This is a genomic window from Afifella sp. H1R (genome assembly GCF_021462425.1).
Lineage (GTDB): Bacteria > Pseudomonadota > Alphaproteobacteria > Rhizobiales > Afifellaceae > Afifella > Afifella aestuarii.
On the sequence record NZ_JAKEDY010000002.1, the window covers coordinates 872926 to 889743 of the forward strand.

A 16818-nucleotide genomic window follows, 5' to 3' on the forward strand; every position below is an offset into this window, starting at 1 on the left:
CCGGGATGAATATCCACGAATACCAGGCAAAGGCCGTCCTCAAGGAATACGGGGCACCGGTCGCTGCCGGCGTCATGATCACGTCAGCCGACGAGGCGGCAGCGGCAGCCAAAAAGCTGCCGGGTCCGCTTTATGTCGTCAAAAGCCAGATCCATGCAGGCGGCCGCGGAAAGGGCCGTTTCAAGGAGCTCGGCGAGGATGCCAAAGGCGGCGTGAGGCTCGCCAAGAGCGTTGAGGACGTCGTCGCCAACGCCAAGGAAATGCTCGGCCACACCCTTGTCACCAAACAGACGGGGCCGGCGGGCAAGGTGGTCAACCGGCTCTACATCGAAGATGGTGCCGACATTGCGCGAGAACTCTATCTCTCGCTCCTTGTCGACCGCGGCACCGGCCGTGTCGCCTTCGTGGCCTCGACCGAGGGCGGCATGGACATCGAAACCGTCGCCGAAGAGACGCCGGACAAGATCCTGACGCTGCCGATCGATCCGCTTTCCGGCGTCAGTGATGCCGATGCGGCGAAGCTCGCCGAGGCGCTCAAGCTCGAGGCCCCGGCGAAAGACGAATTCGGGCAGCTTGCCCGAATTCTCTACAAGGCCTTCTCCGACGAGGATATGAGCCTTCTGGAAATCAATCCGCTCATCGTCATGAAGGACGGGCATCTTCGCGTGCTCGACGCCAAGGTCTCCTTCGACGGCAACGCGCTCTTCCGGCATCCGGAGATCGTCGAGCTTCGCGACAAGACCGAAGAGGACGCCAAGGAGATCGAGGCTTCCGAGCACGATCTCGCCTATGTGGCGCTGACCGGCGATATCGGTTGCATGGTGAACGGCGCTGGCCTCGCCATGGCCACGATGGACATCATCAAGCTCTACGGCGCGGAGCCGGCGAACTTCCTCGATGTCGGCGGCGGTGCCTCCAAAGAGAAGGTGACGGCCGCCTTCAAGATCATCACCGCCGATCCGAATGTGAAGGGCATCCTGATCAACATCTTCGGCGGGATCATGCGCTGTGATGTGATCGCGGAAGGCGTCATTGCCGCCGTCAAGGAAGTGGGCCTCAAGGTTCCGCTGGTGGTTCGCCTCGAGGGCACCAATGTGGCGCTCGGCAAGAAGATCATCGAGGAAAGCGGCCTCAACGTCATCGCCGCCGACGATCTCGATGATGCGGCCAAGAAGATCGTCAAAGCCGTCAAAGGCTGACCGATGGCTGAGTTCATTGCCGTCTGGCTTCCTCTGATCTGCATCTTTCTCGTTTTCGGCGGCTTGATGGTGATCGTGTCGAGAAAACAGATGCGCAGCTATGCGAAGCATGTGGCAGAGGTGAAGGCGATCAACGACGAGATCGTTGCCGTCAACCGTGATGTGATCGCCGAGCTTCGGGAGATCAAACAGATTCTGAAGGACAAGAACTGATGTCCATTCTCGTCGACAAGAATACCAAGGTCATCGTCCAGGGGCTGACGGGCAAGACCGGAACGTTCCATACCGAGCAGGCGCTCGCCTATTACGGCACCAAGATGGTTGCTGGCGTGCATCCGAAGAAGGGTGGCCAGACCTGGGAGAACGGCGTCGAAGGCGCCGCCGAACTGCCGATTTTCGCCTCCGTCGCGGAAGCCAGGGAAAAGACCGGCGCCACCGCCTCCGTCATCTATGTGCCGCCCGTCGGGGCGGGCGCTGCGATCGAAGAGGCGATCGACGCGGAAGTTCCCTTCATCGTCTGCATCACCGAAGGCATTCCGGTGATGGACATGGTCAGGGTGAAGGCGAAGCTCGACAAGTCGAAGTCCCGGCTTCTCGGCCCCAACTGCCCGGGCGTCTTGACGCCGGAAGAGTGCAAGATCGGCATCATGCCCGGCTCCATCTTCAAGAAGGGCTCGGTCGGTGTCGTGTCGCGCTCCGGCACGCTCACCTACGAAGCGGTGTTCCAGACGACGAATGCCGGGCTCGGCCAGACGACGGCCGTCGGCATCGGCGGCGATCCGGTGAAGGGCACGGAATTCATCGATATTCTGGAAATGTTCCTCGCCGACGACGCGACGGAATCGATCATCATGATCGGTGAGATCGGCGGTTCGGCGGAAGAAGACGCCGCCCAGTTTCTCGCCGACGAGAAGAAGAAGGGGCGGTGGAAGCCGACCGTCGGCTTCATCGCCGGACGCACGGCGCCTCCGGGACGCACCATGGGCCATGCCGGTGCCGTCATCTCAGGCGGCAAGGGTGGTGCCGAAGACAAGATTGCTGCGATGGAAGCGGCAGGTATCGTGGTTTCTCCCTCGCCTGCCAAACTCGGCGATACGCTCGTGGAGGTTCTCAAGGGCTGAAGCCTTTTGCGCCGCGCCGCGAGCCGTGCGCGGGCGGCGCCCCTGCCTCTCGAGGCGAAGACGTGGAGCGGAATTTTCCGCTTTTTGGATCGTTTCGCAGTTGGCGAAAGCGGCCGATTACACTAACTCCGCGTTTGCAAAAGGCGTATAGATTGCGCCAGGTCGTCGCAGGGGCGGGCGTCGGCGCAAACCGGGAAAGGCGTAGGATCAGTTCCTGCGGAAGGCTATGGCACGGCAAATCTCGAACGAAGCCCTCCGACAATCTTCGTTTCTTTATGGCGGCAACGCCGAATACCTGGAGCAGCTTTATGCGCGTTACCAGGATGATCCTGCCTCCGTCGGCGACGGATGGCGGGATTTTTTTCAAGAGCTGAAGGACGAGAAGAACGACGTCATCCGTGAGGCGCGGGGCGCGCCCTGGCAGCGCCCCGACTGGCCGATCGTCGCAAACGGCGAACTCGTTTCCGCTCTCGATGGCAATTGGCAGGGCGTCGAGCGGCATATCGATACGAAGATCCGTGCCAAGGCCCAGAAGGCCGGCGTCGATCTCTCCGAGCCGGAAGTCCTGCAGGCGACCCGAGATTCCGTCCGCGCGTTGATGATGATCCGCGCCTATCGCATGCGCGGCCATTTCCACGCGAACCTCGATCCGCTCGGCATCGCCGCCATGCGCGACCACGAGGAGCTGCATCCCTCCTCCTACGGTTTCACCGAAGCCGATTACGAACGGCCGATCTTCCTCGATTGGGTTCTCGGGCTCGAATTCGCCACCATTCCGCAAATGCTGGCGATCCTTCGGCGCACCTATTGTTCGACGCTCGGCGTCGAATTCATGCATATCTCGGCCCCGGACGAGAAGGGATGGATTCAAGAGCGCATCGAGGGCCCGGACAAGGAGATCACCTTCACCGATGAAGGCAAGCGGGCCATCCTCAACAAGCTGATCGAGGCGGAAGGCTTCGAGAAGTTTCTCGATATCAAGTATACCGGCACCAAGCGCTTCGGCCTCGACGGTTCGGAAGCGCTGATCCCGGCCCTTGAGCAGATCATCAAGCGCGGCGGTCATCTCGGCTTGCGGGAAATCGCCTTCGGTATGGCACATCGCGGCCGGCTCAACGTGCTCGGCCTCGTCATGGGCAAGCCGCTGCACGCCATCTTCCACGAATTCAAGGGCGGCTCGGCGCAGCCCGACGACGTTGAAGGTTCGGGCGACGTGAAGTACCATCTCGGCGCTTCCTCCGACCGGGAATTCGACGGCAACAAGGTGCATCTCGGCCTCACCGCCAACCCGTCGCACCTGGAGATCGTCGATCCGGTGGTGCTCGGAAAATCCCGCGCCAAGCAGGATCGCTGGGAAGACCCGAACGAGGAGGGAATTCGCGAGCGCTCGAGCGTTCTGCCGCTTCTCATTCACGGTGATGCGGCCTTTGCCGGCCAGGGCGTTGTCGCGGAATGTTTCGGGCTTTCCGGCCTGAGAGGCCATCGCACCGGCGGCTCGATCCATTTCATCATCAACAACCAGATCGGCTTCACCACCAATCCGCGCCTGTCGCGCTCTTCGCCTTATCCCTCTGATGTCGCGAAGATGATCGAAGCGCCGATCTTCCACGTGAACGGAGACCATCCAGAGGCGGTGGTGTTTGCCGCGAAGGTGGCGACGGAGTTCCGCCAGCGCTTCAAGAAGCCGGTCGTCATCGACATGTTCTGCTACCGGCGCTTCGGGCACAACGAATCCGACGAGCCGAGCTTCACGCAGCCGCTGATGTATCGGGAGATCCGCAAGCATCCCTCGACATTGTCCATTTACGGCAAGAAGCTGATCGAAGAGGGGCTGACGAGCGAAGAGCAGATCGAAGAGCGCAAGGCCGAGTGGCGCGCGCATCTCGACGAGGAGTTCGAGCTCGGCCAGAACTACAAGCCGAACAAGGCCGACTGGCTCGACGGCATGTGGATGGGGCTGACGACGCCGAAAGCCTCCGACGAGCGCCGGGTCGGGCGCACGGGCGTCGAGTTCGAACGCCTCAACCAGATCGGCATGGCGCTGACCGAAGCGCCGAAGGATTTCAAGATCCACAAGACCATCCGGCGCTTCCTCGACAACCGGCGCAAGATGCTGGAAACGGGCGAGGGCATCGACTGGGCGATGGGCGAGGCGCTCGCCTTTGGCAGCCTGCTTGCCGAGGGCCACAAGGTGCGGCTCTCAGGCCAGGACGTGGAGCGTGGCACCTTCTCGCAGCGCCACACGGTCCTCTACGATCAGGAGACGGAAGAGCGCTACGTGTCGCTCAACAATCTCGGCCGCAAGCAGGAGACCTTCGAGGTCGTCAATTCGATGCTGTCGGAAGAAGCCGTGCTCGGGTTCGAATACGGCTATTCGGTTTCCGAGCCGCGCGGCTTGACCCTCTGGGAAGCGCAGTTCGGCGATTTCGCCAACGGCGCGCAGGTGATCTTCGATCAGTTCATCTCGTCGGCCGAGCGCAAATGGCTCAGAATGTCGGGTCTCGTCTGCCTCCTGCCGCATGGCTATGAGGGGCAGGGGCCGGAGCATTCCTCCGCCCGGCTGGAACGCTTCCTGCAGATGTGCGCGGAAGACAATATGCAGGTCGCCAATTGCACGACGCCTGCCAACTACTTCCACATTCTGCGCCGTCAGCTGCACCGAAATTTCCGCAAGCCACTCATTTTGATGACGCCGAAGAGCCTGCTGCGCCACAAGCGGGCGGTCTCCAAACTCGATGAATTCGTGAAGGACACGTCCTTCCATCGGATTCTCTTCGACGATGCCGATCGCAACGAGGGCGAGGGCATCCGCTTGAAGCCGGATGCGGACATCCGCCGTGTCGTCGTCTCCTCCGGCAAGGTCTATTACGACCTCTTCGAGGAGCGCGAAGAACGCGGTATCGACGATGTCTATCTCTTGCGGCTGGAACAGTTTTATCCGTTCCCGATGACGGCGCTCACCAAGCAGATGGCACGCTTTCCGAACGCAGAGCTCGTCTGGTGCCAGGAAGAGCCGAAAAATATGGGCGGATGGGCTTTCGTGAAGCCGCGCCTGGTCAATATCCTGAACACACTGGAGTTGCCGCAGGAGAAGCCGCGCTACGCCGGCCGGCCGGCCTCGGCGGCGACCGCGACCGGCGTCATGTCGCGGCATCTGCAGCAGCGGGCGAAATTTCTCGACGAGGCGCTCGGCGAATAGGCCGGGCGCTCCATTGTAGCTTATGACAGGCGCCGCAACGGCGCGACGAAACGGGACGATCAATGACAACGGACATCAAGGTTCCGACGCTTGGCGAATCGGTCACGGAAGCCACCGTCGGCCAGTGGTTCAAAAAGGAAGGCGAGACGGTGTCTCGCGACGAGCCCCTCGTCGAACTTGAAACCGACAAGGTCACGGTGGAAGTGCCGGCGCCTTCCGAAGGCACGCTGGAATCGATCGTCGTCAAGGCTGGCGAGACCGTCGAAGTCGGCACGCTTCTCGGCTCCATCGCCGCGGGCGACGGCAAGGCCAAACCGGCCGAGAAGCCGGCTGCCGCAGCGTCTAATGGCAGCGGCAAGGCGGAGAAATCCGCCGCGGCGCCGAGTGCCGAGCCGGCCGCAGAGGATGAGGGCGGGGAAGGCGAGCTGATTGACATCGTCGTTCCCTCCGCCGGTGAAAGCGTGACGGAGGCCGATGTCGGCGAATGGCTGAAGCAGGAGGGCGACGAGGTCGCTCTCGACGAGGCCGTCGTCGAGCTCGAGACGGACAAGGCGGCGCAGGAGATCCCGGCGCAGGCCGCCGGTGTCCTGGCTGAGATCATCAAACAGCAGGGTGAGACGGTGACCGTCGGTCAGGTTCTCGGCCGCATCCGTGTCGGCGCCAAGGGGGCGAAGAAGGCGGAAGCTCCGGCGCCCAAGACGGAGAAGACGGAAGCGGCACCCGCTGCCGGCGAGCGCAAGCCCGCGCCTTCCGCCGCCAAAATGATGGCAGAGAAGGGCCTCGCCGCAGCCGATATGGATGGATCCGGCAAGAAGGGCCAGGTTCTCAAAGGCGATGTGCTGAAGGCGCTCGAACAGGGTTCCGAGCAGCCGCAGGCGAAGCCCTCGGCGCCTCGCGCCCCGTCGCCGGAAGCCGACGAGGTGCGTGAAGAACGGGTGAAGATGACCCGCCTCCGCCAGACCATCGCGCGGCGGCTGAAAGAGGCACAGAACACCGCGGCGATGCTCACCACGTTCAACGACGTGGATATGGGCGCCGTCATGGATCTCCGGAAGACCTACCGCGACCTCTTCGAGAAGAAGCACGGCGTCCGGCTCGGCTTCATGGGCTTCTTCGTGAAGGCGGCGGTGGCTGCCCTCAAGGAGATCCCGGCCGTCAATGCCGAGATCGACGGCACCGACCTCGTCTACAAGAACTATTACCACATCGGCGTGGCCGTCGGGACCGACAAGGGCCTCGTCGTGCCGGTCGTGCGTGATGCGCAGGACATGTCGGTGGCGGAAATCGAGAAGGAGATCGGCTCTCTCGGCAAGAAGGCGCGCGACGGTTCGCTCACCCTTCAGGATATGCAGGGCGGCACCTTCACCATCTCCAATGGCGGGGTCTACGGCTCTTTGATGTCGACGCCGATCCTCAACGCGCCGCAATCGGGCATTCTCGGCATGCACCGCATCGAGGAGCGGCCGGTCGTCAGGAACGGTCAGGTCGTGGTCCGCCCGATGATGTATCTGGCGCTCTCCTACGATCACCGCGTCGTCGACGGCCAGGAAGCCGTGACGTTCCTCGTCCGCATCAAGGAAGCCATCGAAGATCCGCAGCGTCTCGTGCTCGATCTTTGAGGCATCGCGGAGGGGGCCTGAATGGAAGCGGCAGCGGCCGGTCTACCCGTTGAGATGACGCTCCTTGGCTGGAGCGTCATCCTTCTCATCGTCCACATCATCGTTCAGTCCGGCGCGGCGACGCGGGAGACGGGGCTCGATTACAATGCGAGCCCGCGCGACGAGGGCAACAAGGCCTGGGGCGTCATGGCCGGACGTTCCTCGCGGGCGCTCAAGAATTTTCTTGAAACCTATCCAGCCTTTGTGGCGATGGCGCTGGCCCTTGCCGTGACCGACAAGACGGGCGGCCTCGGGGCGATTGGCGCGCATGTCTGGTTCTGGGGGCGTATCGTCTATCTGCCACTCTATCTTTTCGGTATTCCTTATATCCGCAGCATCGTATGGATGATTTCCGTCGGCGGCATTTTGTTGATGCTATGGGCGCTCTTCTTCTAGGACCGGCGCTGTAGGGTCAGGGCCGCGAGACAAGGGGGGCCCATGAGTGTCGAATTCTTCGTCACTTCGCTTTTGATCATCCTCATTCCCGGCACCGGCGTCGTCTATACGCTGGCGGCTGGTTTGTCCGGGGGACAGCGGCGCGCGATCATCGCGGCCTTCGGTTGCACGCTCGGCATCGTGCCGCATCTGACAGCCTCGATCCTCGGCCTGGCCGCACTCCTGCATGCGAGCGCCACGCTCTTCGCCTTCATAAAATATCTGGGCGTCGCCTATCTTCTCTATCTCGCCTGGCAGACGCTCAAATCCGCGGGACCGCTGGCGCTCTCGGGCCGAGAGGAGACGCCGAAGCGTGCGCTATCGATCGTGCGCAACGGTATTCTCATCAATGTTCTCAATCCAAAGCTGTCGATCTTCTTCGTCGCCTTCCTGCCGCAGTTCATCACGCCGGGGGAAGTCTCGCCGACGGGGGAACTCCTCGCCCTGTCTCTTCTGTTCATGGCGATGACGTTCGTCGTTTTCGTCCTCTATGGCGTGTTTGCGGCTGCCATGCGTGCAAAGGTCTTGCAAAACGCACGGCTTATGCGCTGGCTGCAGCGAACGGTGGCCATCGCGTTCGCCGGTTTCGGCCTGCGTCTCGCTTTCGCCAGTCGTTGATGCGGCCGGGCTGCCACCTACCTTAGTGACCTATCCTTCGAGAATTCTGGAGTAATCAGCCGACATGCCTGACACCTACGATCTCATCGTCATCGGCAGCGGACCGGGCGGCTACGTCTGCGCCATCCGCGCCGCACAGCTCGGGCTCAAGACGGCAGTCGTGGAAAAGCGCCCGACCTTTGGCGGCACCTGTCTCAATGTCGGCTGCATTCCTTCCAAGGCGCTTCTCCACACCTCCGAGATGTTCGAGCAGGCGGCGCATGGCTTTGCCGATTTTGGCATCAAGGTGAAGCCGGAGCTCGATCTGGAAGCGATGCTGGCGCACAAGGACAAGACGGTGAAGTCGAATGTCGACGGCGTCGCCTACCTCTTCAAGAAGAACAAAATCGACACGTTCGAGGGTGTCGGCCGCATCGTTCAGGCCGGCGAGGTCGAAGTGACGCCCGAGAAGGGAGAGGCGACGCGCCTTTCCACCAAGGCGATCGTCATCGCGACCGGCTCCGAATCGGCACCCTTGCCGGGCGTCGAAGTGGACGAGAAGAAGATCGTGTCGTCGACCGGCGCGTTGAAGCTCGGCAAGGTGCCGGAGAAGCTCGTCGTCGTCGGTGCCGGCATCATCGGGCTCGAACTCGGTTCCGTGTGGCGGCGGCTCGGCGCCAAGGTCACGGTCGTGGAGTTCCTCGATCGCATCCTGCCCGGCATGGACGGGGAGGTGGCCAAACAGGCCCAGCGCCTCTTCAAGAAGCAGGGGATCGACTTCCGTCTCGGCACCAAGGTGACGGGCGTCGAAAGCGAAAAGAAGGGCCTGCGTGTCTCCGTCGAGCCGGTCAAGGGCGGGGATGCGGAGAAGCTCGATGCCGATATCGTGCTCGTGGCGATCGGCCGGCGTCCCTATACGGAGGGGCTCGGGCTCGAAGAGGCGGGGGTCGCGCTCGACGAGCGCGGCCGCGTTGCCACCGCCAAGGATTACAAGACGAATGTCGAGGGCATCTATGCGATCGGCGACGCGATCGCCGGACCGATGCTCGCCCATAAGGCGGAGGACGAAGGCACGGCCGTTGCCGAAATCCTCGCCGGCCAGAAGGGTCACGTGAATTACGAGGTGATCCCGAGCGTCGTCTATACGGAGCCGGAAATCGCCGTCGTCGGGCGCTCCGAAGAGGAGCTGAAAGACGCCGGCATCGCCTATCGCAGCGGCAAATTCCCGTTCAGCGCCAATGGGCGGGCCCGTGCGATGAACGCCACGGACGGCTTTGTGAAAGTCCTGGCCGACGAGAAGACGGATCAGGTGCTTGGCGTGCATATCGTCGGGCGCGGCGCCGGCGAAATGATCCACGAGGCGGCTGTCCTCATGGAATTCTCAGGCGCCGCGGAAGATCTTGCACGCACCTGCCATGCGCATCCGACGATGTCTGAGGCCGTTCGAGAAGCGGCGATGGCGGCCTGGTTCAAACCCGTTCATATCTGAGGGCGGGACTGCCCCCAGCCTGGCCCCTGTCGGCCTGGCCCCTGAGAACCTCGGCCGAGGGCGTTGGGCCGGGCCCCCAGGGATGGCGAAAAGCGGCAAGGCAAAAAAAAGCGCCGGCTCTTCGGCCGGCGCAGACGTTATCCGGTTGCTATTGGCAACCTGGACTGGAGTACGTGAAAAACGCGTGGGCGCCTATTTGGTTCCGCCCATGCAGGCCGTGTCGCCCGCCGCACACTCTTTTTTTGGAGCGGCGTTGCGTTCGCTGCGGGTCGCGACTTGCGAAAGTGTTGTGGGGGTGGTTGCCATCGCCACCTTTTCCTCAGCAACCGGCGCTTTGGAGGCCATCACCTGCTGCCGGTGAAAGCTGCAATCGGCGCTGGCAGCAGATGCCAGCAGGAGGAAGGCGGCGGTCGCGCTGACGCATGTCAAAACCTTGCGCATGAATTTCTCTCCTTGTTCCCTCTTGTCTCTCCGCGGACAAAGCTTTCGCTCACGTCCGACGAAGAAAGTTAGGGCGGAAACAAGGCCGCGCTAAGATCGATTCTGCCTCAATATTCGTCATCTCGAAAACGTGATGACGCAAGAAGACGTGTCACGAATGCCGTTGATGCGCGGCACGGGGATGCGCCTTTGCATAGATATCGAGGAGCCGGGCGGCATCGACATCGGTATAAATCTGTGTCGTCGACAGGCTCGCATGGCCCAGAAGCTCCTGGATCGTCCTGAGATCGCCGCCGTCGCCAAGGAGATGCGTGGCGAAGGAGTGGCGCAGCGCATGTGGCGTGACGCTCGGCTCGAGACCCAGGGCAGATCGAAGCCGTTCCACCAGTTTTTGGACGATGCGGGGCGACAGGGAACCACCCTTGGCGCCGCGAAACAGGGGCTCGCTCGGCGCCAGAAGGTAGGGGCAGAGGCGGATATAGGCTTCGATCGCCTCGCTCACCTTCGGCAGAACCGGCACGATCCGCGTCTTGCTTCCCTTGCCGGTGACACGAAGCGTATCGCGGCCTCCGATAGGGGCATCGGCCCGCGAAATGCCGAGCGCTTCGGAGATGCGCAGGCCGCTGCCGTAAAGAAGGAGAAGGACGGCGCGGTCGCGCGCGGCGAGCCAGGGCTCTTCGGTCAATGTGTCGGCGGCGTCCGTCAGCGTCAGGGTATCGGTGACGGAGAGCGCCTTCGGAAGGCTTTTCTTCTGCTTTGGACTGCGCACGGCCTCGAAAGCCGAGGTGGTCGGGACGTCGTGCCGGGCACAGAAGCGGGCTAGCGAGCGGCAGGCGGCGAGCTGGCGGGCGAGGCTGCGCGAGCCTGCGCCGGATGCGCGCCGAGCGGCGAGGAAGGCGCGGATATCGGCCGGCGTCAAAGCGGCGATGTCGGCCGTTGTGGGCGGTGCGCCGAGATGCTTCGTCAGAAACTGCGCCAGCTGCGAAAGATCGCGCTCATAGGCTTCGAGCGTCTTTGGCGACAATCGCCTCTCGTCGCGGAGATAGCTCAGCCAGCGCTGCAGGAGGGCGGCGAGATCGGGTGCGAGCGCGACAAGGAATGCGTCTTTGGAGGCCATGGCGCGAGTATCACGCGCCATGGTTAAACAAATGCGTAGGGACGTAAGGCGTTGTATCGACGCCCTTTTCCATATGAGTCAGAGAATTGACTGACCCGCCTTCTTCCAATCCGCAAGGAAGGCCTCGAGACCCTTGTCGGTGAGCGGATGCTTGATGAGGGAGCGCAGCACCTGCGGCGGCACCGTCACCACGTCCGCGCCGATCATCGCCGCCTGCTTCACATGGTTGGGCGTGCGCACGGAGGCCGCCAGGATCTCCGTCTCGAAGTTCGGATAATTGTCGTAGATGATGCGGATCTCTTCGATCAGCTCCATGCCGTCGAGATTTATGTCGTCGAGGCGACCGATGAAGGGGGAGATGAACGCCGCGCCGGCCTTGGCCGCGAGCAGGGCCTGATTGGCCGAAAAGCACAAAGTGACATTCACCATGCGGCCCTCGTCCGCGAACGTCCGGCAGGCCTTGAGACCGTCCAATGTCAGGGGCACCTTGATCGCCACATTGTCGGCGATCTCGGCGAGCTTGTGCCCCTCCTTCAGCATCGTGTCGTAATCGGTTGCCGCCACTTCGGCCGAAACCGGTCCCGATACGAGATCGCAGATCTCTGCGATGACGTCGGTGATCGGGCGCCCTGCTTTCATGATCAGCGAGGGGTTGGTGGTGACGCCGTCGAGGAGCCCGGCTTCTGCAAGCTCGCGGATCTCGGCGGTGTCGGCGGTGTCCACGAAGAATTTCATAGCGTTTGCCTCATCGCTGCGCTTGTCGTCGCGCGTGATAATCGTCTGCCCTCTCTAGAGCTTTCGTCCACCCCTTTGAAGGCACGACGTGCATGGACGTCTTGCAAAGGTGCCGTGCGACCTTCGCGAATTTCGCGGCAGGCGGTCGTCGCAACGCCCTTAGAGCGCCAAGGCGGAGGCGAGCACGGCCCCCACATAAAGCACGAGAATACCCACTGTTTCGAAACCGACATTGGCGAAGCCGTAGCGCTCGCGGCGGATGAGGCCGAGGAGCAAAACGGCGGTCATGGCGATGCCGATCAGTGCCCAGAACTGCGTCGAGGGATCGATGGCGTTGTAAATCGACCCGTCACGATAGGCGACGTCGGCCGCCGACAGGAAGAGAACGTCGAACGTGTTGCCGCCGATAATGCCGCCGAGGGCGAGCTGCAAAGCCCCCCGCCGTACGGCAGCGAGCGTGGTCACGAGCTCTGGCAGCGAGGTGACGGTTGCCGTCATCAACGCGCCGATGACACTGCCACTGATGCCGGTCTTTTCGGCGATCGTCGTTCCGGTTTCCGCTACCACATAGCCGGCGACAGCCACCACGATCACCATCCCCGCAAAGGACAGTACGAGAGAGGGCGTCGAGCGTCCTTTCTCGTCTTCTTCCGGCCTATCGTGGCGGGTATCCTCCGTGTCGAAGGGTTTCCACATCGGCTGATCCCGGTCCTGACGGCCGAGCCTCAGGCCAAAAACGTAGATTGCGATCAGGATGATGCTCGCCGGGTGCACGCCGAAGAAGGTGACCGGCGGGAGCACGCCGGCGATCATCGGAATGCTCAGAAGAAGGATGAGCAGAGCCGATTGCGAGAGGTTGGTCGGGTCGGCGGCCGCATGTTCCAGATTGGCCTTCCGATAGGCGATGTCGGCAAGGGCGAGAAAGGCGGTCTGCGCGGCGATGCCGCCGAGCGAATTGGCATAAGCGAGGTCGATGTTGCCGGTCGCGGCGGCCGTGACGGAGGTCACCGTGCCTGCAGCGGATGTCGTCGCGCCCAGAAGCACCGCGCCCGCGATCGCCTCACCGAGACCCGTCCGGTCGGCCAGAACGTCGGCGACCGAGGTGAGCTTCGTGCCGATATAGGCGATGGTGGCCGCGGCTACGGTGAAGAGCCCGACAGCGAAAGTCAGAGAGAGTTCCGGCAAGAAAGATCCGCTTGGTTTGCCTAGCCAACTGAAGAGGCCATGCGCGGTTCCAGCTTTCCCGGACGCTCCTCATCGGCGCTGCAGTTCGGAACCTTGCGATTTTGCTTCATGCTTGCGAATCGCGGCGGGGCGCGCTTGGAAGGCGCTTCGGCGAGCGTTTAGGCTCGTTAAGCGGATTTAACGAAAGCCGAGGCTCGCTTGCCTGATACGTTTCCGCTCCAGGTGCTTCTCCCTTATGCCCTGGAGCGCAGCTACACCTATCTCGCCGACCGCCCTCTCGAGCCCGGAACGATCGTCGTCGTGCCGCTCGGCCCGCGCGAGGTCTTGGGTGTCGTCTGGGACGACGAGCCGCCGCAAACGCTCAACGCCGCGAGACTGAAGCCGATCGCAGCGGTTCTTCCGGCCTTGCCGCTGCCGCGTCCACTCATGCGCCTGATCGATTTCGTCGCCGATTACACCTTGTCGCCGCCAGGTATGGTGCTGCGCATGGCGCTGCGGGTGACGGCGGCACTCAGCCCGGAAAAGCCGGTTCCGGCCGTGCGCGTGACGGGGATGGCGCCAGACCGGTCGACCGCCGCCCGCCAGCGCGTTCTCGATCTGGCGGGCGATGGTCTCGCCTGGTCGAAAAGCGGCCTTGCCACGGCGGCGGGCGTTTCTGCCTCAGTCGTCGACGGGCTCGTCAAACAGGGCGCGCTGGAGATGGTGCTTTTGCCGCCGCGCCCCGTCACACGCTCGCCGGTCCCCGATTTCGCGCCGCCGGAGCTCTCCGGTGCGCAGGCCGAGGCCGGCGCGCAATTGCGTGCGCTGGTGCGCGATGAGGCGTTTTCGGTCGCTCTCATCGACGGCGTAACGGGCGCCGGCAAGACGGAGGTGTTTTTCGAGGCCGCGGCGGAAGCGTTCGAAAAAGGCCGTCAGGTTCTGATCCTGATGCCAGAAATCGCGCTGACCTCGCAGGCTCTTGAGCGCTTCGCCGGCCGATTCGGCACGCCACCGGCCGAATGGCATTCGGAGATGTCGCCGAAATTGCGCGAACGCGTCTGGCGCGGCGTCGCCGACGGGACGGTTCGCGCCGTCGTCGGCGCGCGCTCGGCCCTCTTCCTGCCGTTTTGCGAACTCGGCCTCATCGTCGTCGATGAAGAGCATGACGGCGCCTACAAACAGGAAGAGGGCGTCATCTACCATGCCCGCGACATGGCCGTCGCTTATGGCCATCTCGCTCATTTCCCCGTGGTGCTTTCGTCGGCGACCCCGTCCGTCGAAAGCCGCGTCAACGCGCAGCGCGGACGCTACCGTCATATCCATCTCGATCAGCGCTACAGCGGGGCGGGCCTGCCCGACGTTGACGTCGTCGATCTGCGCGAAGCGCCGCCGGAGCGCGGCCGCTCCTTGTCGCCGAAGCTCGTCGAAGCCGTCCGCCAAACTCTTGCGCAGGGCCACCAGGCGCTTCTCTTCCTCAACCGCCGCGGTTACGCGCCTTTGACGCTCTGCCGCCATTGCGGCCACCGCTTCACCTGCCCGAATTGTTCGACCTGGCTCGTCGAACATCGGTTTCGCGGCGTGCTCGCCTGCCATCATTGCGGCCATGAAGAAAGGCGCCCCGAAGCCTGTCCCGCCTGCGGCGCCGAGGACAGCCTCGTCGCCTGCGGACCCGGGGTGGAGCGGCTGCAGGAAGAGGCGCTCGATCTCTTTCCGGAGGCGAGGAGCCTCGTCTTGTCGAGCGACCTTGCCGGCGGCGTGCAGCGGCTGCGGCTGGAGCTCGCCGCTGTCGAAAAGGGCGAAGCCGACATCATCATCGGCACGCAACTCGTCGCCAAAGGCCACAATTTCCCGAACCTTACGCTCGTCGGCGTCGTCGATGCCGATCTCGGTCTGGCGCAGGGCGATCCGCGCGCGGCGGAGCGCACCTTCCAGCTTTTGACTCAGGTCGCGGGCCGGGCCGGACGGGCCGGCCAGTCAAGCCGAGCGTTCCTGCAGACCTGGCAGCCCGGCCATCCGGTCATGACGGCGCTGGCGGGCGGCCAGCCGGAGGCATTCTTCGAGGCCGAAGTGGAGAGCCGGCGCCGGGGCGCCCTGCCGCCGTTTTCGCGCCTTGCCGGGATCATCGTCAGCGGCCCTGAGCGCGCGGCGGCCCAGGAGCATGCGCGGGCGATGGCGCGGGCTGCGCCGCGCGAAGAGGGGGTAGAGCTCCTGGGGCCGGCCGAAGCGCCGCTGGCGCTCATCCGAGGCCGCTACCGTTTTCGGCTTTTGGCACGCGCGGGCTCGTCCAACCAGTTGCACCGCTGGCTGAGGGCCTGGCTCGCTGCGGCTCCGAAGGCCCGCGGCAACCTCAGGGTCGCCGTCGATGTCGACCCGCAGAGCTTCTTGTGATCCACGCGGGGAGAGGTCGCGCCCCGTTTTCCGAGCAACATTCGAGGCGATAACGATGATGTGAGGGCGCGCGGGCGGTGGGTCCTCAGGGGTGTCGGTTCGTCAGAAGGTGACGGCCGCCTGTGCGGTCACGCCGAACATGTCGACCGACCAGTCTTCGTCCTGAGCCGTGCCGCCCGCAGCGACGTTCTCAAAATGCGAATTGCCGTCGGTCTCCATATGCCAGTAGCGGCCGCCGAGGCCGATCGTGAAGCTGTCGGTCAGCCGGTAATTGACCATTCCCTCAAGCTGGTAGCCCCAGCCGGTGCCGGTTTCGGGGACTGAACCGGCGAGGTCGGGGCGCAGGTGATGCGTGTCGGCCCCGTCGAAATAGACATAGGGGAGGATTGCGCCCTCAGCGCTCACCAGGATGCGGTCGCCGATAAGAGCATCGGCTTTCAGGCCGATGCGTGCCGAGTGCCAGTCGTTTTCCTGCGAGATGACTTTTGCGCCGTCGGGGACATCGCCCGGCAGGCAGATCTCAAAAGCGGCTTCCTGCTGGCATCCGTAGGCGTGCACCTGCTGGCGCAGCCAATTGTAGCCGGCAAACACACCAAGACGCATGTTCGGCCGTTCAACGAGGTATTTGCCGCCGTCGATCGTGACGTAATAGACGTGACCGTCGTCCTGATCGCTTTTCGTGCTCGAATAGTCCGGAAGCGCCGGCGGAAAATCCTCGTCCTGCAGCGAACCGCGCAGGCTCCAGCCGAGGCCGGCATTGCCCTTGGCGAAAATCCCGTCATTGGTGATGTCACCGAAGACTTCTCCGGCATGGGTATCGAGATCGTCATAGGTGAGGCGGGAGAGCCTGATGTCGCCGGTCGAATCGTAGAGCGTTTTTTCGGTCTTGCCGGTCGCGTACCAGTATCTCGTCCCGAGCGTGGCGCTGTAGGAACGGTCGAGCGCGCCGGGCTTTCCGGAAACGCCGAAATCTGCGGCGAGTGCCGTCCCGTGAAAGGCCGCAAGGCCCAATCCCAAAGCGCAAGCGACCGAGGTTGTCGTTGTTCTTCCAAAACGCATTTGCCGCCCCCAGACTGCGTGTTGCGGTGACAAGCAATGCAGCGAAAGGTTAAAAGAAATGGTTAATCGTTTCTCTCTGCCGGGAAGCGCCAAAATCGCCCTGTATCTCGGCCCTCGGGGCGGCAAGCGAGCGGCGCTTTCGGCGGCTTCCGCGGAGGCAAACCTTTCGTAGGGGGTGGCGGCGTTTGTCGGCCTGCGGGCCGCTCGCCGTGTTGC

The 16818-nt window shown here is 63.3% G+C and carries 14 protein-coding genes; 9 read left to right on the forward strand and 5 right to left on the reverse strand.

Going from position 1 to position 16818, the window contains the following annotated elements:
* Positions 1-5 precede the first annotated feature (5 nt).
* From sucC to lpdA, 8 genes are all read left to right on the forward strand, one after another.
* Entirely contained in the window at positions 6-1199 is a 1194-nt protein-coding gene (gene sucC / locus L0F51_RS15630; RefSeq protein ID WP_234630084.1) for an ADP-forming succinate--CoA ligase subunit beta, read from the forward strand.
* A gap of 3 nt (positions 1200-1202) precedes the next feature.
* The gene (locus tag L0F51_RS15635) at positions 1203-1412 is read left to right on the forward strand and encodes a hypothetical protein (protein ID WP_234630085.1); all 210 of its coding nucleotides are present in this window, start codon (positions 1203-1205) and stop codon (positions 1410-1412) included.
* A complete protein-coding gene (sucD, locus tag L0F51_RS15640; protein ID WP_234630086.1) occupies positions 1412-2320 on the forward strand; it encodes a succinate--CoA ligase subunit alpha in 909 nt (302 codons plus the stop codon). Before L0F51_RS15635 ends, sucD begins: the two co-directional genes overlap by 1 nt.
* 226 nt (positions 2321-2546) lie before the next feature.
* Positions 2547-5519, forward strand: coding sequence for a 2-oxoglutarate dehydrogenase E1 component (locus L0F51_RS15645; RefSeq protein WP_234630087.1), 2973 nt, complete (start codon positions 2547-2549; stop codon positions 5517-5519).
* Between the two features lie 62 nt (positions 5520-5581).
* The gene (gene odhB, locus L0F51_RS15650) at positions 5582-7138 is read left to right on the forward strand and encodes a 2-oxoglutarate dehydrogenase complex dihydrolipoyllysine-residue succinyltransferase (protein WP_234630088.1); all 1557 of its coding nucleotides are present in this window, start codon (positions 5582-5584) and stop codon (positions 7136-7138) included.
* A gap of 21 nt (positions 7139-7159) precedes the next feature.
* Positions 7160-7573 (forward strand): MAPEG family protein, encoded by a 414-nt coding sequence (locus L0F51_RS15655; protein ID WP_234630089.1) that lies wholly within the window; start codon positions 7160-7162, stop codon positions 7571-7573.
* Positions 7574-7615: 42 nt separating this feature from the next.
* The gene (locus tag L0F51_RS15660; protein ID WP_234630090.1) at positions 7616-8230 is read left to right on the forward strand and encodes a LysE family translocator; all 615 of its coding nucleotides are present in this window, start codon (positions 7616-7618) and stop codon (positions 8228-8230) included.
* 64 nt (positions 8231-8294) lie between these two features.
* Positions 8295-9698, forward strand: coding sequence for a dihydrolipoyl dehydrogenase (gene lpdA / locus L0F51_RS15665; protein ID WP_234630091.1), 1404 nt, complete (start codon positions 8295-8297; stop codon positions 9696-9698).
* A 192-nt stretch (positions 9699-9890) separates the two neighbouring features.
* On the opposite strand, the gene L0F51_RS15670 is transcribed toward lpdA, so the two are convergent.
* The 4 genes from L0F51_RS15670 to L0F51_RS15685 all read right to left on the reverse strand — a co-directional run bounded on the left by L0F51_RS15670 (position 9891) and on the right by L0F51_RS15685 (position 13176).
* The gene (locus L0F51_RS15670; protein WP_234630092.1) at positions 9891-10139 is read right to left on the reverse strand and encodes a hypothetical protein; all 249 of its coding nucleotides are present in this window, start codon (positions 10137-10139) and stop codon (positions 9891-9893) included.
* Positions 10140-10290: 151 nt separating this feature from the next.
* Positions 10291-11256 carry a tyrosine recombinase XerC gene (locus L0F51_RS15675; RefSeq protein ID WP_234630093.1) on the reverse strand — a complete coding sequence of 322 codons (966 nt, stop codon included), beginning with the start codon at positions 11254-11256 and terminating at the stop codon, positions 10291-10293.
* 78 nt (positions 11257-11334) lie between these two features.
* Positions 11335-11991 carry a fructose-6-phosphate aldolase gene (gene fsa, locus L0F51_RS15680; protein WP_234630094.1) on the reverse strand — a complete coding sequence of 219 codons (657 nt, stop codon included), beginning with the start codon at positions 11989-11991 and terminating at the stop codon, positions 11335-11337.
* A 159-nt stretch (positions 11992-12150) separates the two neighbouring features.
* On the reverse strand, positions 12151-13176 hold the full coding sequence (locus L0F51_RS15685) for a sodium:calcium antiporter (RefSeq protein ID WP_234630095.1): 1026 nt from the start codon (positions 13174-13176) through the stop codon (positions 12151-12153).
* Between the two features lie 198 nt (positions 13177-13374).
* Between L0F51_RS15685 and L0F51_RS15690 the strand changes: the two genes are divergently transcribed.
* Complete coding sequence (locus L0F51_RS15690) at positions 13375-15543, forward strand: primosomal protein N' (protein ID WP_234630096.1); 2169 nt, start codon at positions 13375-13377, stop codon at positions 15541-15543.
* Positions 15544-15645: 102 nt separating this feature from the next.
* Here the strand turns inward: L0F51_RS15690 and L0F51_RS15695 are convergent, their stop codons facing one another.
* Positions 15646-16602 carry an omptin family outer membrane protease gene (locus L0F51_RS15695; RefSeq protein WP_234630097.1) on the reverse strand — a complete coding sequence of 319 codons (957 nt, stop codon included), beginning with the start codon at positions 16600-16602 and terminating at the stop codon, positions 15646-15648.
* Positions 16603-16818: the final 216 nt, after the last annotated feature.